This window comes from Delftia sp. PE138 (assembly GCF_018320755.1).
In the GTDB taxonomy this organism is placed as follows: domain Bacteria; phylum Pseudomonadota; class Gammaproteobacteria; order Burkholderiales; family Burkholderiaceae_C; genus Comamonas; species Comamonas tsuruhatensis.
Genome location: NZ_JABEPN010000007.1, coordinates 42382 through 64366 on the forward strand (window position 1 = coordinate 42382; position 21985 = coordinate 64366).

The 21985-nt window shown below is 63.3% G+C and carries 30 protein-coding genes and 1 tRNA gene; 13 read left to right on the forward strand and 18 right to left on the reverse strand.

The window, feature by feature from the left end; all coding sequences use genetic code 11:
- Window positions 1–6 precede the first annotated feature (6 nt).
- Genes HFGMBDPB_RS21740 through HFGMBDPB_RS21780 form a run of 9 tightly spaced genes read right to left on the reverse strand, consistent with a single transcriptional unit; the run spans window position 7 to window position 4358 of the window.
- Entirely contained in the window at window positions 7–570 is a 564-nt protein-coding gene (locus tag HFGMBDPB_RS21740; protein ID WP_212646229.1) for a nuclease domain-containing protein, read from the reverse strand.
- On the reverse strand, window positions 570–1070 hold the full coding sequence (locus HFGMBDPB_RS21745) for a recombination protein NinB (protein ID WP_212646230.1): 501 nt from the start codon (window positions 1068–1070) through the stop codon (window positions 570–572). The genes HFGMBDPB_RS21740 and HFGMBDPB_RS21745 overlap by 1 nt, the downstream gene beginning before the upstream one ends.
- On the reverse strand, window positions 1063–1407 hold the full coding sequence (locus HFGMBDPB_RS29815) for a RusA family crossover junction endodeoxyribonuclease (protein ID WP_249343617.1): 345 nt from the start codon (window positions 1405–1407) through the stop codon (window positions 1063–1065). The genes HFGMBDPB_RS21745 and HFGMBDPB_RS29815 overlap by 8 nt, the downstream gene beginning before the upstream one ends.
- 10 nt (window positions 1408–1417) lie before the next feature.
- Window positions 1418–1921, reverse strand: coding sequence for a hypothetical protein (locus tag HFGMBDPB_RS21755; protein ID WP_212646231.1), 504 nt, complete (start codon window positions 1919–1921; stop codon window positions 1418–1420).
- Window positions 1922–1923: 2 nt separating this feature from the next.
- Complete coding sequence (locus HFGMBDPB_RS21760) at window positions 1924–2124, reverse strand: hypothetical protein (RefSeq protein ID WP_212646232.1); 201 nt, start codon at window positions 2122–2124, stop codon at window positions 1924–1926.
- Window positions 2121–2777 (reverse strand): DUF6475 domain-containing protein, encoded by a 657-nt coding sequence (locus tag HFGMBDPB_RS21765; RefSeq protein WP_212646233.1) that lies wholly within the window; start codon window positions 2775–2777, stop codon window positions 2121–2123. Before HFGMBDPB_RS21765 ends, HFGMBDPB_RS21760 begins: the two co-directional genes overlap by 4 nt.
- Window positions 2764–3759 (reverse strand): DUF1376 domain-containing protein, encoded by a 996-nt coding sequence (locus HFGMBDPB_RS21770; RefSeq protein ID WP_212646234.1) that lies wholly within the window; start codon window positions 3757–3759, stop codon window positions 2764–2766. Before HFGMBDPB_RS21770 ends, HFGMBDPB_RS21765 begins: the two co-directional genes overlap by 14 nt.
- Window positions 3737–4099, reverse strand: coding sequence for a hypothetical protein (locus tag HFGMBDPB_RS21775; RefSeq protein ID WP_227472678.1), 363 nt, complete (start codon window positions 4097–4099; stop codon window positions 3737–3739). The genes HFGMBDPB_RS21770 and HFGMBDPB_RS21775 overlap by 23 nt, the downstream gene beginning before the upstream one ends.
- Window positions 4092–4358 (reverse strand): hypothetical protein, encoded by a 267-nt coding sequence (locus tag HFGMBDPB_RS21780; protein ID WP_126313091.1) that lies wholly within the window; start codon window positions 4356–4358, stop codon window positions 4092–4094. Before HFGMBDPB_RS21780 ends, HFGMBDPB_RS21775 begins: the two co-directional genes overlap by 8 nt.
- A gap of 73 nt (window positions 4359–4431) precedes the next feature.
- Between HFGMBDPB_RS21780 and HFGMBDPB_RS21785 the strand changes: the two genes are divergently transcribed.
- A complete protein-coding gene (locus HFGMBDPB_RS21785) occupies window positions 4432–5151 on the forward strand; it encodes a S24 family peptidase (RefSeq protein WP_212646235.1) in 720 nt (239 codons plus the stop codon).
- Window positions 5152–5209: 58 nt separating this feature from the next.
- Here the strand turns inward: HFGMBDPB_RS21785 and HFGMBDPB_RS21790 are convergent, their stop codons facing one another.
- Window positions 5210–5770: a helix-turn-helix domain-containing protein gene (locus tag HFGMBDPB_RS21790; protein WP_212646236.1), complete on the reverse strand. Its 561-nt coding sequence runs from the start codon at window positions 5768–5770 to the stop codon at window positions 5210–5212.
- Window positions 5771–6363: 593 nt separating this feature from the next.
- On the opposite strand from HFGMBDPB_RS21790, the gene HFGMBDPB_RS21795 reads away from it, so the two are divergent.
- The 7 genes from HFGMBDPB_RS21795 (at window position 6364) to HFGMBDPB_RS21825 (ending at window position 10974) form a co-directional block, all read left to right on the forward strand.
- Window positions 6364–6975 (forward strand): VWA domain-containing protein, encoded by a 612-nt coding sequence (locus tag HFGMBDPB_RS21795; RefSeq protein ID WP_212646237.1) that lies wholly within the window; start codon window positions 6364–6366, stop codon window positions 6973–6975.
- A gap of 850 nt (window positions 6976–7825) precedes the next feature.
- On the forward strand, window positions 7826–8167 hold the full coding sequence (locus HFGMBDPB_RS21800) for a hypothetical protein (RefSeq protein WP_212646238.1): 342 nt from the start codon (window positions 7826–7828) through the stop codon (window positions 8165–8167).
- Window positions 8168–8180: 13 nt separating this feature from the next.
- Window positions 8181–8390 (forward strand): hypothetical protein, encoded by a 210-nt coding sequence (locus HFGMBDPB_RS21805; protein WP_047475266.1) that lies wholly within the window; start codon window positions 8181–8183, stop codon window positions 8388–8390.
- Window positions 8387–8545, forward strand: coding sequence for a hypothetical protein (locus tag HFGMBDPB_RS21810; RefSeq protein ID WP_016452848.1), 159 nt, complete (start codon window positions 8387–8389; stop codon window positions 8543–8545). The genes HFGMBDPB_RS21805 and HFGMBDPB_RS21810 overlap by 4 nt, the downstream gene beginning before the upstream one ends.
- Window positions 8546–8630: 85 nt before the next feature.
- A complete protein-coding gene (locus tag HFGMBDPB_RS21815; RefSeq protein WP_212646239.1) occupies window positions 8631–9386 on the forward strand; it encodes an ERF family protein in 756 nt (251 codons plus the stop codon).
- 38 nt (window positions 9387–9424) lie between these two features.
- Window positions 9425–10504: a hypothetical protein gene (locus HFGMBDPB_RS21820; RefSeq protein ID WP_249343619.1), complete on the forward strand. Its 1080-nt coding sequence runs from the start codon at window positions 9425–9427 to the stop codon at window positions 10502–10504.
- 167 nt (window positions 10505–10671) lie between these two features.
- Window positions 10672–10974, forward strand: a complete 303-nt coding sequence (locus tag HFGMBDPB_RS21825; protein ID WP_212646241.1) for an H-NS histone family protein — start codon at window positions 10672–10674, stop codon at window positions 10972–10974.
- Here HFGMBDPB_RS21825 and HFGMBDPB_RS21830 read toward each other — a convergent pair.
- From HFGMBDPB_RS21830 to HFGMBDPB_RS21840, 3 genes are all read right to left on the reverse strand, one after another.
- Window positions 10971–11219, reverse strand: a complete 249-nt coding sequence (locus tag HFGMBDPB_RS21830) for a hypothetical protein (RefSeq protein ID WP_212646242.1) — start codon at window positions 11217–11219, stop codon at window positions 10971–10973. The two genes, HFGMBDPB_RS21825 and HFGMBDPB_RS21830, sit on opposite strands and share 4 nt — an antisense overlap.
- Window positions 11220–11290: 71 nt before the next feature.
- Window positions 11291–12043 carry a hypothetical protein gene (locus tag HFGMBDPB_RS21835; RefSeq protein ID WP_212646243.1) on the reverse strand — a complete coding sequence of 251 codons (753 nt, stop codon included), beginning with the start codon at window positions 12041–12043 and terminating at the stop codon, window positions 11291–11293.
- Between the two features lie 206 nt (window positions 12044–12249).
- Window positions 12250–12537, reverse strand: coding sequence for a hypothetical protein (locus HFGMBDPB_RS21840; protein WP_212646244.1), 288 nt, complete (start codon window positions 12535–12537; stop codon window positions 12250–12252).
- Window positions 12538–12620: 83 nt separating this feature from the next.
- On the opposite strand from HFGMBDPB_RS21840, the gene HFGMBDPB_RS21845 reads away from it, so the two are divergent.
- The 4 genes from HFGMBDPB_RS21845 to HFGMBDPB_RS21860 all read left to right on the forward strand — a co-directional run bounded on the left by HFGMBDPB_RS21845 (window position 12621) and on the right by HFGMBDPB_RS21860 (window position 16229).
- On the forward strand, window positions 12621–14495 hold the full coding sequence (locus HFGMBDPB_RS21845) for a DNA cytosine methyltransferase (protein ID WP_212646245.1): 1875 nt from the start codon (window positions 12621–12623) through the stop codon (window positions 14493–14495).
- Between the two features lie 58 nt (window positions 14496–14553).
- Window positions 14554–14736, forward strand: coding sequence for a hypothetical protein (locus tag HFGMBDPB_RS21850; protein ID WP_212646246.1), 183 nt, complete (start codon window positions 14554–14556; stop codon window positions 14734–14736).
- Between the two features lie 14 nt (window positions 14737–14750).
- Complete coding sequence (locus HFGMBDPB_RS21855) at window positions 14751–14978, forward strand: hypothetical protein (RefSeq protein WP_212646247.1); 228 nt, start codon at window positions 14751–14753, stop codon at window positions 14976–14978.
- Between the two features lie 192 nt (window positions 14979–15170).
- Window positions 15171–16229: a tyrosine-type recombinase/integrase gene (locus tag HFGMBDPB_RS21860; RefSeq protein WP_212646248.1), complete on the forward strand. Its 1059-nt coding sequence runs from the start codon at window positions 15171–15173 to the stop codon at window positions 16227–16229.
- Window positions 16230–16254: 25 nt separating this feature from the next.
- Here the strand turns inward: HFGMBDPB_RS21860 and HFGMBDPB_RS21865 are convergent.
- The 5 genes from HFGMBDPB_RS21865 to tolB form a co-directional block, all read right to left on the reverse strand.
- Window positions 16255–16330, reverse strand: a tRNA-Lys gene (locus HFGMBDPB_RS21865).
- A gap of 68 nt (window positions 16331–16398) precedes the next feature.
- Window positions 16399–17226, reverse strand: a complete 828-nt coding sequence (locus tag HFGMBDPB_RS21870; RefSeq protein WP_046238572.1) for a tRNA threonylcarbamoyladenosine dehydratase — start codon at window positions 17224–17226, stop codon at window positions 16399–16401.
- Window positions 17226–18008: a tol-pal system protein YbgF gene (gene ybgF, locus HFGMBDPB_RS21875; RefSeq protein ID WP_212646249.1), complete on the reverse strand. Its 783-nt coding sequence runs from the start codon at window positions 18006–18008 to the stop codon at window positions 17226–17228. The genes HFGMBDPB_RS21870 and ybgF overlap by 1 nt, the downstream gene beginning before the upstream one ends.
- Window positions 18008–18550, reverse strand: coding sequence for a peptidoglycan-associated lipoprotein Pal (gene pal / locus HFGMBDPB_RS21880; protein WP_016446824.1), 543 nt, complete (start codon window positions 18548–18550; stop codon window positions 18008–18010). Before pal ends, ybgF begins: the two co-directional genes overlap by 1 nt.
- A 78-nt stretch (window positions 18551–18628) precedes the next feature.
- Window positions 18629–19948 (reverse strand): Tol-Pal system beta propeller repeat protein TolB, encoded by a 1320-nt coding sequence (gene tolB, locus HFGMBDPB_RS21885; protein WP_016446823.1) that lies wholly within the window; start codon window positions 19946–19948, stop codon window positions 18629–18631.
- A 189-nt stretch (window positions 19949–20137) separates the two neighbouring features.
- On the opposite strand from tolB, the gene msbA reads away from it, so the two are divergent.
- Window positions 20138–21955: a lipid A export permease/ATP-binding protein MsbA gene (msbA, locus tag HFGMBDPB_RS21890; protein WP_016452860.1), complete on the forward strand. Its 1818-nt coding sequence runs from the start codon at window positions 20138–20140 to the stop codon at window positions 21953–21955.
- Window positions 21956–21985 lie beyond the last annotated feature (30 nt).

Sequence of the window (21985 nt, forward strand, 5' to 3'; positions counted from 1 at the left end):
CCCGTCTCAGAAAAAAATGGGTGTTGCATTCAGCAGGCCCAGCGCCCACAGCACAGCGGCGCGGTCGCGGGCATCGGTGTTGGGAGCGCCGGCCAGCGCACGCCATGCCAAGACCTGGCGCAGGTGCGCGGCCATGAAGGCGGCTTCCTTGCTCGCGGCAGGCGCAGGCCCCTGGTCAAACCAGGAATGGCACGCGGCACAGCCCCAGGCGCTGTAGTGGTCGTCAGCCTTTCTGCGCTCCCCCTTCCCGTGGATGGACAGATTGCTGTGGCAGCAGACGACCGTGGTGGTGTCGTTCGTGCAGATCCCGGGGACCAGCAGCAGGCACTGCTGACCCTTGGCCAGGGCACGCAGGCGCGGGTTGCGCTGGGCCACGGTCTTCGGCGCGGGCACGACCTGGTGCTGGTCGATGAGCGCCACAGTGGCAGCGCGCGGCCGGGCCTCGGCCATGGCGCGGGCAGCGCGGGCCTCCAGGCGCTGCTCGCGCGCCTGCTCGTGGGCGGCATGGGACGCAGGAGCGGCCCGCCGGCGGAATCCTGCCCCGCCGGACTTGAAGGCAGTGCGGCGCATCAGGGGCACACCCCGCCAATCACCTCGCCCGTGTCCGGGTGGGTCTGCTCGCGCTCCCACTCCTCGAACGTGGCCGGGAACTCGACCTTCAAGTCATCGATGGCGTGCGCCATCACGCGGTCGATCAGGTCGCCGTACTCGCGCACGCCCAGGCTCTCGGTGCTGATGCGCTCCTGCACCACGGTGATCTTGCCGCTGATCGGGTCTTCATGCGTCACCGTGCGGCTGCCCAGGTACTCGGCGCGGAAGTGCTCCTTCCATGTCGCTTTCGAGTGCCGGCGGCCATCGTGGATCACTTGGCGCGCAATCTCGGCCAGCACGAAGTCGTGATAGAAAATCCGCTGCCTGTCGGTCTTGGCGTCCTCGTGCAGACGCACGAACACCTCCAGACGGCGGCCAGCCTCCCACTGCTGCATGCACCAGGGCGCCACGCTCTGCAGGAAGTTGGCCCGGGCCTGCTCAGGGCCATCCCAGCGGGCGTGCAGGGCAATTTCAGCCACGGCGCACCTCCACCTTCACCATGCCGCCAATCTCCTCGGCGCGGGCAATGTTCAGGCTCCAGTTCTTGTCATCGACCCCCAGCACATCGGCCAGCCCATCCAGACCCGATTTCATGCGCGCCAGAGCGTTGTCCAGGTCGAAGGCGCGGCGGCTGGGTGGGTAAAACGTCAGCGAGAGATGCAGCTTGTCGTCCTGCAGGGCGCGCGCCCCCTGCTCCCTCGCAGTCCAGGCGCAGGCCGCGCGATAGGCCTTCTTGGCCTTTGCCAGCTGCGCCCAGTGAATCCGGGCGTTGGGGCTCAACTCCTTCGGCGGCCACGGCAGTGTGATTTCCAGCATGTGACCCACCTCAGACGACGATGAAATCATGGGTGTCGCGGCCGTAGCCGTTCACCAGCAACTCGCGCAGGCGGCGCTCGGTCGCCCGATGCGCGCGGATGTAGGTTCGGGCCGGGGTCTGCTGCAGCATCTGCGCGTATGCCTCGCCGAACTCCTGCAGGTGCTCCAGCTGCTCGGGGCGCAGCTGCATGCGCTCATCGCTGCCGTGCTGGCGGCCCAACGTCACCACAGCGGCCACGCCGTCGCGGAACAGATTGCCCGGGTCATCGAACACTCGCATGTCCAGCAGCGTTTCAGCCAGGTTCGCTGCGTCGGCCAGCACGCGCCAATGCTCAACGTCGGCGGCACCAGCGGCCACGGCATGCACAGCAGCTGCGCACGCGGCGGTGATGGGTGCCAGCTTGCGCTGGTGCAGCGGGCGCACCTCGCTGGCGGAAAGCTCCTCGGCCACGCTGTAGCCGTAGCTCATCCGCAGGTAGGCGCGGGTCGCGGTGGGTTGCAAATTCGGTTGCATGGTCATTTCGTGGAAAGGGCCAGGTGGTACACACCGAAACGGTCAGGCTCGGAGCTTTGAGGGCGGACGTGGCCAGAACGGAATGCGGCTTCGGCCTCGACCTGGTTGACGGAGATTTCGCGGCCATGCTGGACCGCGTAGAAGCGGAACCCGGGCCGGTAGCGCAGCACGGCGCCGGTCTTGAGCAGCTGCAGCAAGGTCATGCTTCGCTCCTGTTCGGGGCAGCACGCTCCAGCAACTGCATTGCTTTGGCAGGCAGCGAAGAAATCAAAGTCTTGCCAGCGGCATTTCCGTTGGACAACACCGCGATGGCACGCTTCTGTTCGCCGATCAACGCCGGGCGTGGCAGCGGGAGCCCACGACTCGTGTATTCGAAGTCGGGCGAACGATCACCAGCCAAGCGGCGCTGATACTCGAAGTGGCCCCGCCCGGTGTACGCGCGGTGCGCTTCGCAGAATCGATGCTGCAGGTAGGACAGCTCCTCCAGGTCGGTGCGACAGACCTTTGGCCATCCACCCAGGTCCTCAATGACCGCGTGAATTGCTGGATCGTCAAACACCACGTCCGAGTAGCCCCCGACAGCGCTCATCGCCTCGTGAACCTTGCCCCACGCGATTGCGGCCCTATCGGTAGCGGTGCCCTGCAGGATGCGGGCCAAGTCGGCAACCTTCGGAGCAAACTGGCCACGTTCGGGGTCGATGCAGTGCCGCTGCATTGCGGCGCGTATCTGCTCCAGCTCGAAGCCGTGGCAGGCGTTCCACCACAGGTCCAGCACGAAGTTGCTGGCGTCCTGGCGGTAGTACGCCAGCACATCGGTCACGAGCTGCCCAAAGGCCGCCCGGTCAATTTGCTTCATGGGTGTCTCCTTGCGATGCCCACGCGCTGGCAACGCTGCGATTGCGGGCCTCCTGGGCCTCCTGGCGATTCGGTTGGCGTCGCTCTCCCGTTGCTCCCTGGCACGTTGCCTTGAGGTAGGCAACCGGGTCCACAGGACGCGCCACTACGGCGGCACGGACGGCTTCAACGACCACGGCATCGCCATAGTCCTTGACCAACTTTCCGACGAACGAACCGCACTGAGCCCTCGGCATGCCAGCCTCCGCAAGCAGCGACTTGCCGGCGCGCCACAGCTCGTCTTTGGTCATGTCACCCGATGTGTTGGCGGCGGGACCGCCCGTACCGTCAGGTACGGAATAAATAGGGTGTCCCTGTCCCTGTCCCTCTCCCTGTCTCTTGGAGTGGGTTTCGTCAGGGACATGTGGCCCTTGTCCATCGGGACCGGGATGGCTGTCCCCAGGGACAACACCGCCTTGTCCCTGGGGACAAGATCCTTTGTCACCAGGGAGCGGCAAAGGCTGTCCCGCAGGACGTCCCGAGGAAATCCACTCCTCGTATGAGGGACGTCCCACGGCTGTCCCGTGCCTGTCGTTGTGCTTTTTGATGCGCGCGCACTCCGTCCGCCAGCGCTGCATCAGCTTCGAGGCCCACGCATCCCGGGCCTTTTCGGCAACCACGGGGTGGTGGTAACGGCCATCGCTGCAGAGCACCCAGCCATGCATGGCGCCTTCGCGCACACGCTTCCACTTCGGATCGATGCGCCCGCGCAGGGCATAGCCGGCCTGCTTCGCAATCCAGGCATCGTTGTCAGGCATGGAGCCAGCTGGCACTTGGTGCCAAGCCGCTGACCACAGCAGCACGGCAGCCCAACAGGCCTCCGGCGTTTCGTTGGCAGCAAGGTCTGAGTCACGCAAGCGCGCGACGTCGAGGGGCATGAAGGCGAAATCAGCGAGGTCGCAATCCTCGGGAACCATGGGCTCAGGCAGTTGTTGCTCGTGCATTCCCCACCTCTTCCTCGGCCGCAGGCAGACCGAAGGTCTCCGGCGGGGCTCCAAGCGCTTCCACCAGCAGCGGATTGCCCCGCAGCTGACGCACGATCAGACTTGCCTCATGCAACGCTTCTTTCGCATGCTCTTCCAACAGCGCCTCGATGTAGGCCGGGCGCTCCATGCCCTTGGCCCTGGCCAGCGCGTCCAGCACGCGCAGGGTGTTGGCATCGCACTGCTGCCGCAGCTCCATGGTGTCGGAGCAACTGGTGCGACCCGTGCCCCGCGCAAAGGCAACCAAGCCACGCATGACGCGATTAAGGGGGCCAGCGATTTCAGGAGATTTCTCAGCCATTGGTGGCCACTCCTCCGTACGCCTTAGTACGAGCCGCATGTTGCGCCTTCGCACGCTCTGTAAGCGGAAGGTCTGCAAGCACAAAGCGCCCGCACCCAACGGCAACCATCACATCAGCGAGGCCTAGTTCGACGCGCCCGCCGCCATAGATGAGCTTGTTGAGCAGACCGGGCGTGGTGCCGCACAGAACAGCGAACTCAGCGCGCCCGGCCCGATCCAGCCCGGAGAAGAACAGTTTGAACGAATTCATGCCGCTCATGATACCTCAAGGTACTCGCAGAAGATACCTTCGGAACCTTGTACCTGTGGGTACATACTCGGACAATCAGTTCATGGATAATCACGCGCGGCTGCAACAGCTTCTTACAATCCTCTGTTCTCGTTTCACCCAAGGAAACCGCGCCGCGCTGGCGCGAGCCATCGGCAAGGACGCAAGCTACATCAATCGGCTTTTCTATCCCCAGGATAAGAAGGGAGCCAAAGGGATTGGACAAGAGCTGATGGACGCGACTCGCGCCACGTTCGACCTACCTCGGGGCTTTTGGGAGATGGCTCCTGACGAGGCCCAGGCCGCTCTGGAGTTCACGTCCGCCAACGCGGAAAATGTTGACCAGAGACCACCACGAGACGAGATAGTGATTCGACAATATTCAACAGGCGGCGCCATGGGGGGCGGCCTAGTTTTGCGTGACCAGCCCGGTGTTATCAAGAGCTGGAGCGTGAGTAGCGAGTGGGCACAGAAGAATCTCCCCTACGTGACGGCCTATGACAACCTCTCTATCGTGACCGGTTTTGGGGATTCGATGCTGGGAATGTTTAACCCCGGCGATCCGCTGCTGGTAGACACCGGTGTTCGAGAATGTGAATTTGATGGCGTGTATTTTTTCTCCGTAGATGGAGAAGGCTTTATAAAACGCCTTCAACGCATCCCTGGGGAAGGAATTCTTGTCATTAGCGAAAATAAGAAATATCGAGAGTGGTACATCAAGCCCGGAATGAACTTTCAGATATTAGCCAAAGTATTGCGCGCTTGGGAAAGCAAAACCTACTAATAAAGAAGCCACCATACGGTGGCTTCTTTATTATCAAATTACCACCTGAATCAGTGACTCAATTCGCTGATCTCCCGCGTTTCTCATGCTCCTGGTGAAGCTGGATGAGCATCAAGTTTTTCTCCGCATCGTTTGCAAGAGAGCGGAAAAACATAACTAACTGGGCTTCCGGACCCGTGAGCTGCGAAAAGCTCATCAACTCCATAGGCCCCTCTCCGGTAAGAAGATACTCTGGGTGAAGATCCAACACCCGAGCAAGCTCCAAAAAGTGGCTCGCCCGTGGCTCTTTTATCTTCCCTTTGATCAGCTCATTCAAAGTAGCTTGGGCCATTCCTACTCGGTCGGCAAGCACCACTTGAGTAAAACCTCGATAAATCATCCACCAATGGAGGCGTGCACCAAACGTCTCAAATTTACGGGGAGTGGCTTGCGCTGACGGAGCACCAAGTTCAACCGCAAACCATCCCGACATTCCAGGAAGCTGTTCACATTGAAGAACAGTCTTCTCAGTGATAGGACGCAGACCGTTCAACATATGGTTGATATAGTTCCCGTCTTTGTAGCCCAACGCTCTCCCGAGCGCCACGCGGCTGCCCATACGCTCGACCAGCTTCGCCATGCGCTCGCGCCTAAACGCATTCAGATCATCCAAGTTCATAGGACGTGAGCTTAGTACCTTCTTCGCCTGCGATGACACTGTCGCAACAACAATACCCAACAATACCCAAAGGTCAATACCTTGAGGCTTGCACATCAACAATACCCAAAGGTACATTTCATCCCGTCAGCAGCGATCTTGGTGCTGACGGGCGCCACCAACATGCCGCCCTCGTTCATGCAGCAGGCACGGCTGGGTAAAGGCAGGGCACCGCGGGCGGCAGCGGGATAGAAAAGGTCGTCGGCGCACTACTACTGAGACAAGCCACCAGCCCTCGCAGGCCGGGTAAGTGCTTGAGGATCTGGGAATTGCCTGGGGACCGCGGCCAATGGGGCCAGGAAGCCAGGACTGCCCCGCGAAGTCCAACCCTGGGGCTAAATACGGGGGTGAGGCATGCACTGGGATGCCAAGAAAAGAAAAGCCCAGAACGATCTTTGGAGGAACAACCTCCACACCCGGCCCAGCCGGGGAAAAAACGCAGCGTCTTGCAATCAGGGCGCTGCGTTTTTTTATGGCGACTCGGGGCGCCCTCTCCCCGCTCTCAAGGAAAACACATGTCCGCACTTCTCGCCGCCCAACTGGCAAAACTGTCCGAGTTCGATTTCATCGTTGTGGTGGACGCCAGTGGCTCCATGACCACTGATGACGTGAAAGGCCGCACTCGCTGGCAGGCCGTGCAGGAAACCGCAGAGCAGTTCACCCGTGACCTGGCCAAGCTTGACAGCGACGGCATCGGCTTGGTGGTGTTCAACGGCCAGGCTGTCGATTCGTTCGATGGCGTGGACGCCAGCAAGCTGGCCGAAGTGTTCGCTGCCCGTTCGCCCCGCAGCTCCACCCCGCTGGCCGAGGCCCTGACAGCCGCGCTCAAGCTGGCCGGCAAGTCGGACAAGAAGGACTTCGTGATCGTCTTCACCGATGGCGTGCCCGATGACCGTGCGACTGCGGCCAAGGTGATCGTGGATGCCTCCAACAAGCTGCAGAGCGACGACGAACTGACCTTCCTGTTCGTGCAGGTGGGCCACGACCGCGCCGCGACCGACTACCTGCGCGACCTGGACGACAACCTCAAGGGCGCCAAGTTCGACATCGTGGATGCCAAGACCGTGGCCGAGGCCGAGTCCTTTGCCAGCACCGCCGATCTGGTGCTGGCTGCAATCGACGGCTGATCTATGGTCGATCTCATCTTGCTGACGTTTTGCGCTGGCATGTTCGCCGCCGGTTTCTGGACCGGCTCCAAGTACAAGCGGCCCTCTGAATTGCTCAAGGCCATGAAGACCTGGTTCAACTGACCCCCGTGCCCTGGCCAACGCCAGGGCCATCACGCTGGTGCCCTGCCTTAGAACGCCGCCGCGATGGCAAACGCTGACTCGGGCACACCGATTGCTCACGGTAATTGCGGCCAGCAGAAGTTGGCGCCCAAGGCTTGGGAAGCCGGAGCGGGTGTAAGCCCCGCGCGATTTCAGCCGGTTCAGGAGTTTTTTCGAGGTCTTTTCAACTCTCTGATGCCCAACAGGCCCGGCTTTTTATGGGTGGTTTGTTCCTGCAAGCAATGAGCCGCAAAACTGAAAACTCACGGAGGTGTGCGATGCAGCGTGTGACCCCGACAGAAAGCTACAACCCCGAGCCTGAGGCTCGCTATTACCGGAGCATGGCCGAAGCCTTTCCCTGCGGCCCTGAGGAAGCAGTCTCCCTATTCGCGCCGGAGAGGCGCGTTGTCCCTCTTTTCGCGTGCTCGGCGCTTCTCCTGCTGCTGTGCTGGGTCCTCCTAACCTGAAGCTGGTCTATGTACCAGCTGCTGCGCGTTTTTACTGTTACCTGCAACTTCTGCAGTTTTAATTACAACGCCTCCCCTAAGGCGATGGCCCTTTTCTGACCGCTTTTTCAAGCCGGGTCTGAGTTTTTCACCACTTCAATCCTCGGTTTCAGACATGCCCTGCCCCGGGGCACCGGCTCTCTTCCATTAAGGCCCGCAGCTACTGCTTGCGGGCCTTTCTTTTTTCTGGTCTGGGAAATCTTATGAATGCACGCCTCCCCTCTATCTGTTGGGCCTCAGTGGCCGATGCCGAGCGCGCGGCCCAGGAAGACAGCGCCGAGGCAGAAGACGCCGAGCTGGATGCATATGTCCGTGACTACTACGGCCCGCCATTCGTGGCCGAGTTTGTGCAGGAGGCCCTGCAGGCCGCGCAGTACGAGCTGGCCCAGCAAATCGCCGCCGCCAGTGAGCGCATGGGCCAGAGCCTGAACCCCGAACACCCGCAGCTGACCGTCATGGGCAATTCCATGGACGAGTGGCTGCGGTCCTATGCCCGCCAACGTGCCCGCGACGACATCGCGGAGCTTCAACGAAACCGCCACTGATCGAGGAGCCACCATGCACCAACATGACGAAATCCCGGACCCGCCGCCGCTGGCATGGCTGATTGCCATGCTGCTGGGCATCAGCCTGCTGTGCCTGCAGGCAACGCTGGACGATGAGCCCGGCAGGGCGCCGCCCGCCACCGTCAGCGCGCTGGCGTGCCCCGGCATGCATGCGGAATGGCTGGACGAGAGGCAAGTGGAATGCCACCGCGAAAAGCCATGAAGCTCTCCGAACTCACCGACGCCGAGAAGGTGCCCATGCTGCTCGAATTGCTTGAAGAGGCCGGGGAAAAACTGGACCGCGCCTGGCCTGCCGGCGGGCGCCGCTACCTGTCCGCCGTCCGCGAAATGCGCGGCGATCCGGAAGACCCGGAATGACCGCCCCATCCACCAAGCGCCACGCCGGCGCCGACCATCGCCCGCTGCTGCGGGCGTTTCTTTTTACACAACTCGCGAGGATCCTATGAACGCTGTTTCCAAAACCGAAGCGGCAGCCATTGAACTGATGCCGCCGGCAAACGTCGCGTCGGCTGCCCTGATCATGTCGCCTGCTGCGCACTTCCTGCTGACGCTCCAAGAGCGCGGCGTGCCGCCCGAGCAGATCGAAAAGCTGATGGATCTGTGGGAGCGTGGCGAGCGCCGAGAGGCCGAGAAGGCCTACAACGAAGCCTTGGCGGCATTCCAGGCCAAGAACATCCGCATCGTGAAGCGCAAGGTCGTGGACTTCCCCACAGCCAAGGGCAGGACCAGCTACATGCACGCCGAACTGGACGACGTGGTGCAAGCCGTGGGCCCGGAGCTGTCCGCCCATGGCTTCTCGCGATCCTGGGAGACCAGCCAGGCGGGCCGCGACATCACCGTGACCTGCTGGCTGCGGCATCGCCTGGGCCACAGCGAGAAGATCTCGATCACGGCCCAACCCGACGAGACAGGCGGCAAGAACGCCATCCAGGCCATCACTTCCACCACGACCTACCTGCAGCGCCACACGCTCAAGCAGATCACGGGCGTGGCCGAAGCCGGCGAGGACGACGACGGCCAGGGCGGCGCGACCGCACCACTCACCACACTGGCTCAGGGCTGGGTGGACTACATCATCAGCGTGCGCGGTACCGACAAGTTCGCCGAGGCCTGCGTGGAGGGGCGCAACGCCCTCACCGATGACCGTCCAGGTCTCATTGCTTTCAATGCTGCCGCCGCCTCCAGAGGTGCCCCATGAGGGAAATCCTGTTCCGCTGCTCGAGCATCGGCAGATTGATGACCGCGCCCGCGAGCATCGACCCCGCGCTGATCACGCCCGAGGTCGAGGCCATCCAAGCCAAGAAAGAGCGCACAGACCAGGAAAAGGCCCTGCTCGAAGACCTCAAGCTGCGCACGCTCAGCGAAGGCGCCAAGACCTATATCCGCGAGCTGGTGCGGCAGGACATATGGGGCGTGGACTTCAACTTTTCGAGCAAGTACACCGAGAAGGGCAAGGCTGTGGAAGCGGAAGGCCTGGCACTGCTGAACCGTGTGCGCGGACTGGCCCTGGTCAAGAACACCGAACGGCGCAGCGACGGCCAGATCACGGGAGAAGCCGACACCGTGGACTTGGGGCCGCGCCGCTGCGGCCACGACCTGAAATGCTCCTGGAGCCTGCAGACCTTCCCGGCCTTTGTGCGCGACTGCGAGGACGCCCTGTATGCCTGGCAGATGCGTGGCTACATGAGGCTGTGGGACCTGGACCGCTGGGAGGTGAACTACGTAATGGTCAACACGCCAGAGGATCTGCTGAGCCAGTACGAGCCGCAACACCTCCACCTGGTCGAGCACATCCCCGAGCACATGCGCCTGACCACTTGGGCCATCGAGCGCGACCGTGCGCTGGAGGCGCAGATGGACGTAAAGCTGGAACTGGCCCGGGCGTACTATGCGCAGTGCATCGCGGAATTCGCGGCAACGCACCGGGAGCCAGCGCCTGCCGCCAGCGATGAGGCACCGCCGCAGCCCGAACTGATCGGCTTCGACCTGGCCACGCAGCCTGATCTGCATGTCGAGGTGGAGATTGCGCCCATCCCTACGCCGCAGCCCGAACCACCGGCCGCAACCCAGCCGGCAGCGCTGGACCAGCAGCAACTGCAGGAGTTGGTGGCCAGCGGCCAGACCTTGAAGCTGGGCCAGATCAACGCGCGCCTGGGCATTTTCGAGATCAGCGCCACGACCGCCAACGCGGTGGGCGTCCAGACCGTCAAGGACCGGGGCGCCGTGCACATGCCTGCCACCAGTTTCGCGGCGTTCTGCGATGGCCTGATCGCCCATATCGCCGACGTGCGCGATAGCTTCCAAGCTCAGCCATGAGCGTTCGCAGCGTTTTCCTTGGCCTCGCGGGCATGAGCCTGCTGGCCGGCAGCACTGGCTTTGCCGGCACCTTCCTTCTGGCTGCCGCATTTGCCAACTGATAAATGTTTCTCAACAATGCCCACCCTGGTGGGCTTCAACTTTCCTAATCAACCGGAGAAAACAAGATGAACGACTACAAGACCCTGCTGCAGCAAAAGGCCGAGCTGGATGCACGCATCGCGGAAGTGATGAAGACGGAGAAGGCTGGAGCGGTGGCAGAGGCCCGCGCCCTGATTCAGCAGTACCAACTGACCGAGCAAGACGTGTTCCCCGCCTCCGGCTCCAAGGCGAAGGGCTCGGTGGGCGCGCCCAAGTTCCGTGACCCCGAGACTGGAGCGACCTGGACCGGCCGGGGCAAGCCGCCGAACTGGATCAAGGATAAAGATCGCGCGGAATTTCTGATCCCGCAAAAAAAAGCAGGCACCTAAACGTCGAACTCGCTCAACCTACAACGAATGCGATCCTGAGTAACGCTGTCCTCAGGATCATCAACTTCGATCACCAACAAGTGATAGGGAAATTCAATTCCGACGGGTGATGAAACAGGGGGAGCAACGGCGGGCGCCTCAAATATGGGCACTCCAAATGCTTCTCCAGGTTTTGCAAGCACCACCATGCTCGCGTGCCAGACATGCATAGCCTGCAGTTCAGGTTCGCGTATCCGAAGGTCCATGACGAGATCTCCAAAAAAGCTTAGCTGAAACACCACCGGCCCCTAGGCTTTTAATCCTGGGGGCCGATTAACTACGGAATCAGTGCATCATGCGAAGGATTACTTACTTTCCTTGCCAGTTGTTCCTTGTTGACTAGAAGTTGAACCGGAACCAACGCTCTTGTCACTGCTTCGTTGAGCGTCGCGCTCTGTGCGCCACTTATTGAACTCGTCAGAGAACTTTTTGTAGCGATCATTTCGCCAGTTGCGGTAATCCTCATCCAAGGCGTCAACTTGTTCCTGACGCCACTGATGATAGTCAGGGTCGAACGGTTCACTTGTCCGGCCCTGACGTACATATTGCTGGTCAGAATTGCCGTAATTGTTTCCGCCCGCTCCCCGATCCCAGCCTTGAGTATCTCGGCCAAAATCACTGCGTTCATGGCCGCCCCATCCGCCTTGCTGCGAATGGCGCGAGTAGCCTTGATCTTGTCGAGAACGACCATAGCCTTGGTCGCCGTATCCGCTGCCGCCGCCGTATCCGAACTCCCGACGACCAGGCGCTGGCCCGTATCCGCCGCCGTAGCCACCTTGCTGCTCGCCTTGGTACCCCTGATAGGCGGACTGCTGCCCGCCAGGGTAGCCCCTTTCGGGGTATCCACCGCCTTGCTGACCACCTGAGTAGCCGCTGCGATTTCCTTCCCACTGGCCCTCATCGCGCCACTGGTCCTGCCCGCGTCCTGCGTAGGAGCGGCGGCTTTCGTCAAACTGATCGCGTCGGCCGTTTCCGTCGCCAGAGTCCTGCTGCTGTTGACGGTTCTGACCTTGTCGGCCGTGGTCTTCATGCTGTGCCATTGCTGGTTCCTTTCATGAGCTTTGACTTCAGGCTCGGAAATTCAAGCCTGCCAAGTCTCTGAGCAATCAGCATTCCTAGCCAACATCCAAGAAACATAACCTCACATTTCTTTAACCGTGAAACATTTGCCCCCGCATTCCTTTCTATTCGTGCTTTGAAACTCAGGACCACACAGCACGCATGGGACACCTGTCCTTACACGTCAAGCAACGAAATCTGGGGAGCCAGTCCTGCTGCCAACTTCAACGAAGCGATACCGTGGATTTGCTCCCAATTCTTTTTATAGGAGGCAAGGCAGCCGGCACGAAGACCAGCATCCCCGCCTGCCAGCTTGTCGAGTGCGTCCCCAGAGATAGTGCCGCTGCAAAGGACATCTTCTACCCAGAAGTTAAACGATACCTCCCGGGGATTCGCTTTGTATTCGGCACCAAGATCACATCGGTCCATCTGTGCTCCTTTTTTGTAGAGCCCTAATTTCACCATAAGCCTCCAATCACGGGGGCAATCCCGAAGCCGCCCGGCCCGACCGCGAGCGGCCTTTTTTTGCCCAAATTTCAAGGACCCGCATGCTCACCCCTCAATTTCTCCTGCCCCTCGCGGCAAAGCTGGTGATCGACCTTTTCGCCGGCGGCGGTGGCGCATCGACTGGCATCGAGCAGGCAATCGGCCGGCCCGTTGATGTCGCCATCAACCACGATGCAGACGCCATCGGCATGCACCAAGTCAACCATCCGCAGACCAGGCACTACCGTTCCGACATCCGCGAGGTGGACCCGCTGGCCGTGACCAAGGGCGAGCTGGTGGGCCTGTTGCACGCATCGCCGGACTGCACGCATCACAGCCAGGCCCTGGGCGGCCAGCCGCGCAACGGGGAAATCCGCTCGCTTGCCTGGATCGTCATCCGCTGGGCCGGCAAGACCCAGCCCGATGTCATCACGCTGGAGAACGTCGAGCAGATGATGCAGTGGTCCCCGCTGATTGCGAAACGCGATCCCACCACCGGCCGCGCCATTACGCTGGACCGCATCACGGATCCCACCACGGGCAAAGCCACCTTCCGCGTAGCCGACCCCGGCGAAGTGGTGCCGCGCGGCAATCAGTTCCTGGTGCCGGACCCCAAGCACAAGGGCCGCAACTGGCGACATTTCGTGCAGGCCCTGCGCGACCTGGGCTACAAGGTGGAGTGGCGCGTGATCTGCAATGCCGACCTGGGTGCGCACAGCACTCGCACTCGGCTGTACCTCATCGCCCGCCGTGATGGACTCCCCATCGTGTGGCCGAAGCAAACCCACGCGAAGAAGGCGAGGCCAGGGCTGCAGGCCCACCGCCCGGCCGCCGAGTGCATCGACTGGCGCATCAAAGGTCAAAGCATCTTCGGCCGCAAGAAAGACCTCGTGCCGGCCACCATGCGGCGCATTGCTCACGGCATCGTGAAGTTCGTGACGGGGAGCGATGACCCGTACATCGTGCCAGGGTCATGCATGGCTTCCGGGGCGCTTGTGCCCGTAACCCACTCCCGGGACATCTCCTACGACCTGCAGAAGCCATTGCGCACGATCACGACGGCGAAGGGCGGCGAGACAGCGCTGATGGCCGCCCATCTCGTCCAGATGGGCTACGGCGAGCGACCGGGCCAGGCGCCGCGCTCGCTGGACCCACGGGGTGCGCTGGGCACCATCACTGCAGGCGGCGGGAAATTCGCGGCGGCTAGCGCATGCCTGGTGCATGCTGGGCACGGCGAGGGCAAAGACGGCGGCAAGCGATGGAGTCACGGCGCCAACGACATCAATGACCCCGTGGGCACTGTGACCGCAAGCGGTGGCGGCCAAAGCCTGGCGACAGCGTTCATGGTGCAAGCCAACGGCGGGCACAACGCCACGCCAGCGCTGCCCCTCGGCCGCCCTATGTCTACAGTGACCACCAGCGGCAGCCAGCAGCAGTTGGCCGTGGCCCACCTCTGCACGCTGCGCAAGAACAGCGTCGGCCGGGACGTGCGCGAGCCGGTGTCCACGATCACGGCCGGCGCCGAGCACCATGCGCTGATCCAGTACGAGCTGAGCCAAGAGGATGAGGCCGGCGCCCTGCGCTGCGCCGCGTTCCTGATGCGATACCACGGCGACGGTGGCCAATGGGCAGACCTGCGCGACCCCATGACCACCATCACCACGCGCGACCGCCTGGCGCTCGTGACCGTGTGGCTCAAGGGCGAGCCCTGGGTGATCGTGGACATCACTCTGCGCATGCTGGTGCCGCGTGAACTCTACAACGCCCAGGATTTCCCCCCTGGCTACGTCATCGACCGGACCGCCTCCGGCAAGCCCCTGACGAAAACCGCCCAGGTCCGCATGGTCGGCAATTCCGTGAGCCCGCTTCCCATGCGGCTCATCGTGGCCGCCAACTACTCGGAGGCCTCGTCCAGCTCAATGCGACGCGCGGCCTGATCACTGCTTCACCCAAAACCGGCCCGCTCAATGCGGGCCGCTTCATTTCTGCATCTACATGTCCAAGAACACACCCCAGAAGCCCTACACCCCTCCCAGCAACTGCTACCAGGGCACGGAGCTGCAACCGCATCCAGGCTTGCCCGCCTCGCGCTTCTATGCATTCACGCTGCCCAGCCGCGTAGGCGGGCATCTGTACTACCCCGCGTCCGCGCGGCGCACCGAGCCTTTCCCAGCCTGACCTGGAGTTCCGCCATGACGATGATCAACACCCCTCTCGTGCTGCTGGCACAGCAGTGCGGCGGCACCTTTCACACGCCCGGGCCGACGCGCGCAATTCGCGGCATGTGCTTCACCTTCGAGCAGTTGGAAACACTGGCGGAGCAGCTGCGCTCGAAAGCAGCTGCGTCGCCCTATACCCACCAGGCCCAGGCCCAGGCCCAGGCCCAGGCTCCGGAACTGGCCGCGATGCCGAATGAGTGAAACCGCGCTCACCCTAAAACAGGCAGCCGAACGACTGCAGGTTTCCTACGGAACCATCTTCGAAAGGCGGCATGAGATCGCCTTTCGCCTACCCGGATCGCGCATATGGCGCATCTGGCCATCTGCCCTTGCTGCTCTCAACAAACCTCGCAACAATGTCACCCGGCTATCGTTGCGGAACCAGGATAGTGAATGCCCATCCGCAAAGATCAAACTTCCGGAATCTGGTGGATCGATCTACGCACGCCAAGCGGCGAAAGAGTTAGACGATCTTCTAAAACGACCGAGCGCAAGGCAGCTCAGGAGTACCACGACCGCCTGAAAGCGGAGATGTGGCGGCAGGACAAGCTGGGGGAGCAGCCGCAGCGGCTTTTCGAGGAAGCTGCCGTTCAATTCCTCCGCGCCTCTGCTGGACAGAGCGACTACGACACCAAGGTTCGGCACGTCGCGTATTGGCGCACCGTCTTCGGCGGCAGGCCAATCAGCTCTTTAACAAGCGACGTCATCCTTGACAACCTGCCCACGCACTTCGTGCGCCACGGCTCAACTGTGCAGCGGCCCACATCGCAGAGCACCAAGAATCGGTACATCGCCACCCTGCGGACCCTGCTCAACATGTGCGAGAAGATGCAGTGGCTTGGCCGCGCGCCCATTCTCAGCAACTACCGGGAGCCGGCGGTTCGCATTCGGTTCCTGACCCGCCAGCAGGCCCGCACCTTCATCATGGCCTTGTCGCAGGACTGGATGCGGGACATCTGCCGCTTCGCCCTTGCCACGGGCATGCGAAGCGCAGAGATCCTCACGCTGACCTGGGACAAGGTAGACCTCAAGCGCTCCACGGCCTGGGTCAGCGCCGATGCCTCCAAATCAGGTTCCGCGCGAGTGGTCCCGCTCAACAGCGAAGCGTTGGACGTGCTGAACGCGCGCCCGAAAGGCGTCAACGTCTTCACGCGGCCTACCGGGGCACCTGTGAAGCAGGTCGATGCACGAATTCTTGCCCGGGCCTTCGCCGCAGCCGGTGTCGAGAATTTCCGCTTCCACGACCTGCGGCATACCTGGGCGAGCTGGCATGTCCAATCCGGCACGCCCTTGTTCGTCCTGAAGGAGCTGGGAGGCTGGAAGACGCTGGAGATGGTGAAGAAATATGCCCACTTGGCGCCGGAGCATCTGGCCCAGTACGCAAACGCGGTCATGTTTTGGTCAGAGCAGACCCCCGACGACAAGAAAAAAGCCCCTACGCTTGTGGCGTAAGGGCTTGATTTTATTGGTATTTAGTTGGTGGGTCCTGCGAGATTCGAACTCGCGACCAACGGATTAAAAGTCCGCTGCTCTACCGACTGAGCTAAAGACCCGAACCACGCTTTGCATGCATCAGATGCTGCTCAGCGAAGACATAGATTCTAGCACCAAATTTTACGCCTCAATTCTTGATGCGGCTCAGTTGATCGATGACCCAGCCTGCGGCGCACTGGCCGAAGGTGGCGGTGACGGCTACCACCGAGCCGTAGCCGTGGCAGTTGAGCGTGCCGTCGCCTTCGATGGCGCAAGAGGCATCGGGCGGGGCGACGGCCTCGCGGCTGAAGACGCAGGCGATGCCGATGCGCTTTCCTTCCTTGGGTGCGCCATGCTCGCGGCGCAGGCGGTAGCGCAGTTGGGCCAGCAAAGGGTCGTGCGTGGTGGCGCTGAGGTCTTCGATGTCCACCTTGTGCGCCAGGCGCTTGCCGCCGGCCGCTCCGACCGAAATGAAGCACTGGCGCGTGGCGCGCGCATGGGCGGCCATGGCAGTCTTGGCCTTGACCTGGTCACAGGCGTCGATGACGGCGTCCGCGTTCTGGGGCAGCAGGCGCAGCCAGTTGTCCGGATCCACGAAGTCGTCGATGCAGTGCACGCGGCAGGCCGGGTTGATCTGGGCAATGCGCTCGCGCATGGCTTCGATCTTGGCCTGGCCCACGGTGGTGGAGAGCGCGTGAATCTGGCGGTTGATGTTGGACTCGGCGACATGGTCCATGTCGATGAGTGTGAGCTCGCCCACACCGCTGCGTGCCAGCGCCTCGGCGGTCCACGAACCCACGCCGCCGATGCCCACCACGACGACGTGCGCGGCGCGGATGCGCGCGGCGCCCGGCACGCCATACAGGCGCTCCAGGCCGCCGAAGCGGCGCTGCAGGTCGGCATCAGAAAAAACAGCGCCTGCTTCAGGCGCTGTCTTGTCTTCTCCCGGAAGGGATGAAGAGACCGTGTCGTTCATCACTTGAGACTGGCGAGACGGTTCTTGGCCGCGGCTGCGGCTTCGGCGTTGGGATAGGCCTTGATCAGGTCTTCCAGCGTCTTGCGCGCGCCCTTGGTGTCCTTCATCTCGATCTGGCAGTTGGCGATGGACAGCGCCGCCTCCGGCGCCCGGCCATGCATGGGGGCTGCCGCCAGCAGCGCGCGGAAGTTGGTGATCGCGTCCTTGTAGTTGCGATTGGCGTACTGCGCATTGCCCAGCCAAAAGCGTGCCGAGGGCACGTAGCCGCTCTTGGGCCACTGGTTCAGGAAGGACGAGAATGCCGTGCCGGCTTCGGCAAAGCTGCCTGCGCGGAACTGCGCCAGCGCGGCTTCGAAGTCGCGCTTCTCTGCCGGGTCGGCCGCGAATTCCTGGCCGTCCACCGTCACCGTGACCGGCTCGAACTGGCGCAGGCGCTCGTCCACGCCCTTGGCGATGTCGCGCTGGCCGCGCTGCAGCTCGGCCACATCGCGCAGCAGCTGCTCGTTCTGGCCGCGCAGCTTGGCTTGCTCGGACTTGAGCTGCTCGATCTGCGACTGCAGTTCGAGCAGGCCACGGCGCGTTTGCGCGCTTTCCTCGGTCATGCGCTGCTGCGACTGCTGCATGCTGTCGACACGCTGGCGCATTTCGAGGATGGCGCGGCGCGCCTCGTCATCGCCGAACAGCGCGGCATGGCCGCTGGCGGCGTAGCCGACCATCAGGCCGGCAGCCAGCAGCGTGCGCAGCGCGGTGCGATGCAGGATCGGGGAGCGCTGCATGTTCATCAACGGTAGGACAGTTCAGCGCGGCGGTTTTGCGCGTAGGCGTCTTCGGAATGGCCTTCGGAGGCAGGCTTTTCCTTGCCGTAGCTCACGGCTTCCATCTGCGCGTCGCTCACGCCCAGCAGGCCCAGCGAGCGGCGCACGGCTTCGGCGCGCTTTTGGCCCAGAGCCAGGTTGTATTCGCGGCCGCCGCGCTCGTCGGTATGGCCTTCGATCTGCACCTTGCGTGCAGACGATGCCTTCAGGAAGCGTGCATGGGCTTCGATCTGGGGCTGGGCGTCGGCCTTGACGACGTAGCTGTCGAAGTCGAAGTAAACGATGCGGCTGACGCCCTGGGGACCTGCCTTGTCGGCAGCCGAGCCGGTCAGGTCCACGCCCGAGATGCCGCTTTGCGAGGTGCTGCCGGTGCCGGCACCGCTGCCCTGGCCCGTGCTGGAGGCGCCCGCGTCGGTGACCGGGGTTTCGTCGAGCTTGACGCCCGAGCTGCAACCTGCCATGAGTGCGGTGACTGCAAGTGCCAGGGAAAGTCGTTTGATGGTGATCATGAAAAATCTCCGTATGTCCGGATGGACTTCGTGCTGAGTTGACTTGTTGACTGAAAAGAAATCGAGGAAGCCGGGCTATCACTGGCGCTGGAACGGACCCCAGTCGGGCTCGCGGATGTCTCCGCCCTGCCCTGCCAGCCGCGCCTTGATCTTGCCGTCCAGCGTGGTGGTCATCAGGGACTCGCGGCCCTGCTGCAGCGTGGCGTAGACGATCAGGCGGCTGTTGGGAGCGAAGCTGGGGCTTTCGTCCGCCGTGGTGTCGGTGATGGCATTCACGGTGCCGGTGCCCAGGTCCATGACGTGGAGCTTGAAGCCGCCGCCCACGCGCGAGATGTAGGCAAGCCACTTTCCATCGGGGCTGACACTGGGCGAGATGTTGTAGTTGCCGGTGAAGGTGACGCGCTCCGCGCTGCCGCCGGAAGCCGGCACCTTGTAGATCTGCGGGGCGCCGCCACGGTCGCTGACGAAGTAGATGGAGCGGCCGTCGCTGGAGAAGTTCGGCTCGGTGTCGATGCCGCTGCTTTGCATCAGGCGGCGTGGCTCGCCGCCCTGGGCGCTGATCAGGTACAGCTGCGAACCACCATCACGGCTGAGCGTGACGGCCAGCGAGTTGCCATCGGGCGCCCAGGCCGGCGCGCTGTTGGAGCCCCGGAAGTTGGCGACCAGACGACGGCGGCCGCTGGCCACATCGTGCACATAGACCACGGGCTTGCGCGACTCGAAGGAAACATAGGCCAGCTGGGTGCCGGTGGGCGACCAGGCGGGCGAGATGATGGGTTCCGGGCTGGACAGGGCGGACTGCGCGTTCTCGCCATCGGCATCGGCCACCCACAGGCGGTAGTTGCTTCCTGCCTTGGTCACGTAGGCGATGCGTGTGGAGAACACGCCTTTCTCGCCCGTGAGTTTCTCGTAGATGTAGTCGGAGATGCGGTGGGCCACCAGGCGCAGGTCGCCGGTGGTGACGGCAAAGCCCTGCCCGCCCAGGTCCTGGCCCTTGACCACGTCCCAGAGGCGAAAGCGCACGTCGTAGCGGCCATCGGCCAGGCGCGTGATGCTGCCCACGGCCAGGGAATCTGCGCTTTTCTGGCGCCACATGGCGACATCGGGGCGCGAGGTTTCATCGAGTTGCACGCCGGCCGTGTCCACGGCGCGGAACTGACCGCTGCGCTCCAGGTCGGCCTGGATGATGGCCGAGATCTTCTGGGGCGCCTGCCCTTCTCCCTTGAATGCTGCAATGGCGATGGGCAACTGGGTCAGGCCCACGCCCGTCACTTCGACGCGGAACTGGGCCAGCGCGGGAATTGCAGGAGTGGAGGCAAGAGCGGCCAGCAGGGTTCGGCGCGAAGGGCGCGGCACGGCCGCCAGGGAGGAAGGAGAAAGGAGTCGGTCAATAGTCATTGGCATTCATCAATATCTACGGGAAGACCCCGGTACTTGCACAGGTGCGAATGTTACACACACTGGATGCGTCACGATGTAAGAACGTGCACTGTAGGGTCTGTCGGCCCAGGCTTTGTCGATCCCCGCCAGCCGCATCGGTTCCCCATGGGGCAGCCCCCGGCAAGCCCGCCGTAAAATCCGCGCTTCATGCACGCACCATCCTCACCGCCGCCGGCCCCTGCGCCGTCCGCCGCACCGGCGGCCCATGATCTCGCCAGCACCCTGACCCTGTCGCAGCGCCTGAAGCGCCTGTCCCCCTATTTTGGTGGTCAGCGCCTGGCCTGGACGATGGCCGTGGCCGCCACGCTGGTGGGTGCGGTCACCGAGCCGTTGATACCGGCATTGCTGCAGCCGCTGCTGGACAGCGGCTTCACCGACGGCACGCTGCCCCTGTGGTCGGTGCCGCTGGCTATCATCGGCGTGTTCCTGGTGCGGGGCCTGTCGCAGTTCGTGGGCCAGTACGCGCTGGCGCGCATTGCCAACGAGGGCATGCTGGCGCTGCGCAGGCGCCTGTTCGAGCGGCTGCTGGCGGCCGACATGGCCTTGTTCTCGCGCCAGTCGGCCTCATCGCTGTCCAACACCGTGGTCTATGAGGTGCAGACCGGCTCCACCCTGCTGGTGCAGGCCATGCTGGGCATCTCGCGCGATGGCTTCACCCTGGTGGCGCTGCTGGGCTACCTGCTGTATCTGAACTGGCAGCTGACGCTGGTGGTGGCCGCCGTGGTGCCGGGCGTGGCCTGGATCATGAAGACGCTGTCGCGCCGCCTGTACCGCATCACCAAGATCAGCCAGGAAGCCACGGACTCCCTGGCCTATGTGGTGGAGGAGAACGTGCTGGCCCACCGCATGGTGCGCCTGCATGGCGCGCAGCAGGGCCAGCAAAAGCGCTTTGGCGGCCTGAGCGGGCAACTGCGCAAGCTGGCCATCAAGGCCACCATCGCCTCTGCGGCGATGACGCCGCTGACCCAACTGCTGGCCGCTGCTGCCCTGTCGGCCGTGATCTGCATCGCGCTGTGGCAAAGCCGGGGCACGGGAGCCGCCGCGGCCAATGTGCAGGATGTGACGGTGGGCAGTTTCGCGGCCTTCATCACGGCCATGCTGATGCTGATTGCCCCCATCCGCCGCCTGGCCGATGTGGCCAACCCCATCACGCGCGGCGTGGCGGCGCTGGAGCGGGGCCTGCATCTGCTGGAGGGCTCGGGCGACGAGACCGGCGGCACCCAGGTGCCCGGCAAGGCGCGTGGCGAGATCGAGCTGCGCGACGTGTCCGTTCAGTTTGGCGAGGACAAGGCGCCCGCCCTGAGCCATGTGGACCTGCGCGTGCGCCCGGGCGAGGTAGTGGCCCTGGTCGGCCCCTCTGGCGCGGGCAAGACCACGCTGGTGAACCTGCTGCCGCGCTTTCTGCAGCCCACGGATGGGCAGTTGCTGCTGGACGGCACCCCCCTGCCCGAATGGGATCTGGCCGCCCTGCGCCAGCAGTTCGCCATGGTCAGCCAGGACGTGGTGATGTTCAACGACACCATTGCCGCCAATGTGGCGCTGGGTGGCGTGGAAGACGAGGCACTGCTGTGGGCGGCGCTGGACGCCGCCAACCTGGGCTCGCACGTGCGCGGCCTGCCCCAGGGCCTGCAGACGGTGGTGGGACACAACGCCAGCCAGCTGTCCGGCGGCCAGCGCCAGCGGCTGGCGATTGCGCGGGCGCTGTACAAGGATGCGCCGGTCCTGATTCTGGACGAGGCCACCTCGGCACTGGACAACGAATCCGAGCGCCTGGTGCAGGAGGCGCTGACACGGCTGATGCAGGGCCGCACCACGCTGGTCATCGCCCACCGGCTGTCCACCATCGAGCATGCCGACCGTGTGGTGGTGATGGAGCGCGGCCGCATCGCCGAGCAAGGCACGCATGCCGAACTGCTGGCGCGCGACGGGCTGTATGCCAGGTTGAGCAGGAACCACGCCACCTGAGCGGACAGGATTGGGGGCGGCCACGCCGCT

What these genes read in the sequence shown, in the direction of transcription:
- HFGMBDPB_RS21740 (WP_212646229.1), bottom strand. Translation starts at nt 570, where the DNA reads ATGCGCCGCACTGCCTTCAAGTCCGGCGGGGCAGGATTCCGCCGGCGG.
- HFGMBDPB_RS21770 (WP_212646234.1), bottom strand. Translation starts at nt 3,759, where the DNA reads ATGCACGAGCAACAACTGCCTGAGCCCATGGTTCCCGAGGATTGCGAC.
- HFGMBDPB_RS21795 (WP_212646237.1), top strand. Translation starts at nt 6,364, where the DNA reads ATGTCCGCACTTCTCGCCGCCCAACTGGCAAAACTGTCCGAGTTCGAT.
- HFGMBDPB_RS21780 (WP_126313091.1), bottom strand. Translation starts at nt 4,358, where the DNA reads ATGAGCGGCATGAATTCGTTCAAACTGTTCTTCTCCGGGCTGGATCGG.
- HFGMBDPB_RS21830 (WP_212646242.1), bottom strand. Translation starts at nt 11,219, where the DNA reads ATGGACCTTCGGATACGCGAACCTGAACTGCAGGCTATGCATGTCTGG.
- HFGMBDPB_RS21810 (WP_016452848.1), top strand. Translation starts at nt 8,387, where the DNA reads ATGAAGCTCTCCGAACTCACCGACGCCGAGAAGGTGCCCATGCTGCTC.
- HFGMBDPB_RS21840 (WP_212646244.1), bottom strand. Translation starts at nt 12,537, where the DNA reads ATGGTGAAATTAGGGCTCTACAAAAAAGGAGCACAGATGGACCGATGT.
- tolB (WP_016446823.1), bottom strand. Translation starts at nt 19,948, where the DNA reads ATGACTATTGACCGACTCCTTTCTCCTTCCTCCCTGGCGGCCGTGCCG.
- HFGMBDPB_RS21870 (WP_046238572.1), bottom strand. Translation starts at nt 17,226, where the DNA reads ATGAACGACACGGTCTCTTCATCCCTTCCGGGAGAAGACAAGACAGCG.
- HFGMBDPB_RS21855 (WP_212646247.1), top strand. Translation starts at nt 14,751, where the DNA reads ATGACGATGATCAACACCCCTCTCGTGCTGCTGGCACAGCAGTGCGGC.
- HFGMBDPB_RS21820 (WP_249343619.1), top strand. Translation starts at nt 9,425, where the DNA reads ATGACCGCGCCCGCGAGCATCGACCCCGCGCTGATCACGCCCGAGGTC.
- msbA (WP_016452860.1), top strand. Translation starts at nt 20,138, where the DNA reads ATGCACGCACCATCCTCACCGCCGCCGGCCCCTGCGCCGTCCGCCGCA.
- HFGMBDPB_RS21760 (WP_212646232.1), bottom strand. Translation starts at nt 2,124, where the DNA reads ATGACCTTGCTGCAGCTGCTCAAGACCGGCGCCGTGCTGCGCTACCGG.
- HFGMBDPB_RS21835 (WP_212646243.1), bottom strand. Translation starts at nt 12,043, where the DNA reads ATGAAGACCACGGCCGACAAGGTCAGAACCGTCAACAGCAGCAGGACT.
- HFGMBDPB_RS21790 (WP_212646236.1), bottom strand. Translation starts at nt 5,770, where the DNA reads ATGGCGAAGCTGGTCGAGCGTATGGGCAGCCGCGTGGCGCTCGGGAGA.
- HFGMBDPB_RS21800 (WP_212646238.1), top strand. Translation starts at nt 7,826, where the DNA reads ATGAATGCACGCCTCCCCTCTATCTGTTGGGCCTCAGTGGCCGATGCC.
- HFGMBDPB_RS21755 (WP_212646231.1), bottom strand. Translation starts at nt 1,921, where the DNA reads ATGCAACCGAATTTGCAACCCACCGCGACCCGCGCCTACCTGCGGATG.
- HFGMBDPB_RS21860 (WP_212646248.1), top strand. Translation starts at nt 15,171, where the DNA reads ATGCCCATCCGCAAAGATCAAACTTCCGGAATCTGGTGGATCGATCTA.
- HFGMBDPB_RS21775 (WP_227472678.1), bottom strand. Translation starts at nt 4,099, where the DNA reads ATGGCTGAGAAATCTCCTGAAATCGCTGGCCCCCTTAATCGCGTCATG.
- HFGMBDPB_RS21850 (WP_212646246.1), top strand. Translation starts at nt 14,554, where the DNA reads ATGTCCAAGAACACACCCCAGAAGCCCTACACCCCTCCCAGCAACTGC.
- HFGMBDPB_RS21825 (WP_212646241.1), top strand. Translation starts at nt 10,672, where the DNA reads ATGAACGACTACAAGACCCTGCTGCAGCAAAAGGCCGAGCTGGATGCA.
- HFGMBDPB_RS21765 (WP_212646233.1), bottom strand. Translation starts at nt 2,777, where the DNA reads ATGAAGCAAATTGACCGGGCGGCCTTTGGGCAGCTCGTGACCGATGTG.
- HFGMBDPB_RS21815 (WP_212646239.1), top strand. Translation starts at nt 8,631, where the DNA reads ATGAACGCTGTTTCCAAAACCGAAGCGGCAGCCATTGAACTGATGCCG.
- HFGMBDPB_RS21785 (WP_212646235.1), top strand. Translation starts at nt 4,432, where the DNA reads ATGGATAATCACGCGCGGCTGCAACAGCTTCTTACAATCCTCTGTTCT.
- pal (WP_016446824.1), bottom strand. Translation starts at nt 18,550, where the DNA reads ATGATCACCATCAAACGACTTTCCCTGGCACTTGCAGTCACCGCACTC.
- HFGMBDPB_RS29815 (WP_249343617.1), bottom strand. Translation starts at nt 1,407, where the DNA reads ATGCTGGAAATCACACTGCCGTGGCCGCCGAAGGAGTTGAGCCCCAAC.
- ybgF (WP_212646249.1), bottom strand. Translation starts at nt 18,008, where the DNA reads ATGAACATGCAGCGCTCCCCGATCCTGCATCGCACCGCGCTGCGCACG.
- HFGMBDPB_RS21805 (WP_047475266.1), top strand. Translation starts at nt 8,181, where the DNA reads ATGCACCAACATGACGAAATCCCGGACCCGCCGCCGCTGGCATGGCTG.
- HFGMBDPB_RS21845 (WP_212646245.1), top strand. Translation starts at nt 12,621, where the DNA reads ATGCTCACCCCTCAATTTCTCCTGCCCCTCGCGGCAAAGCTGGTGATC.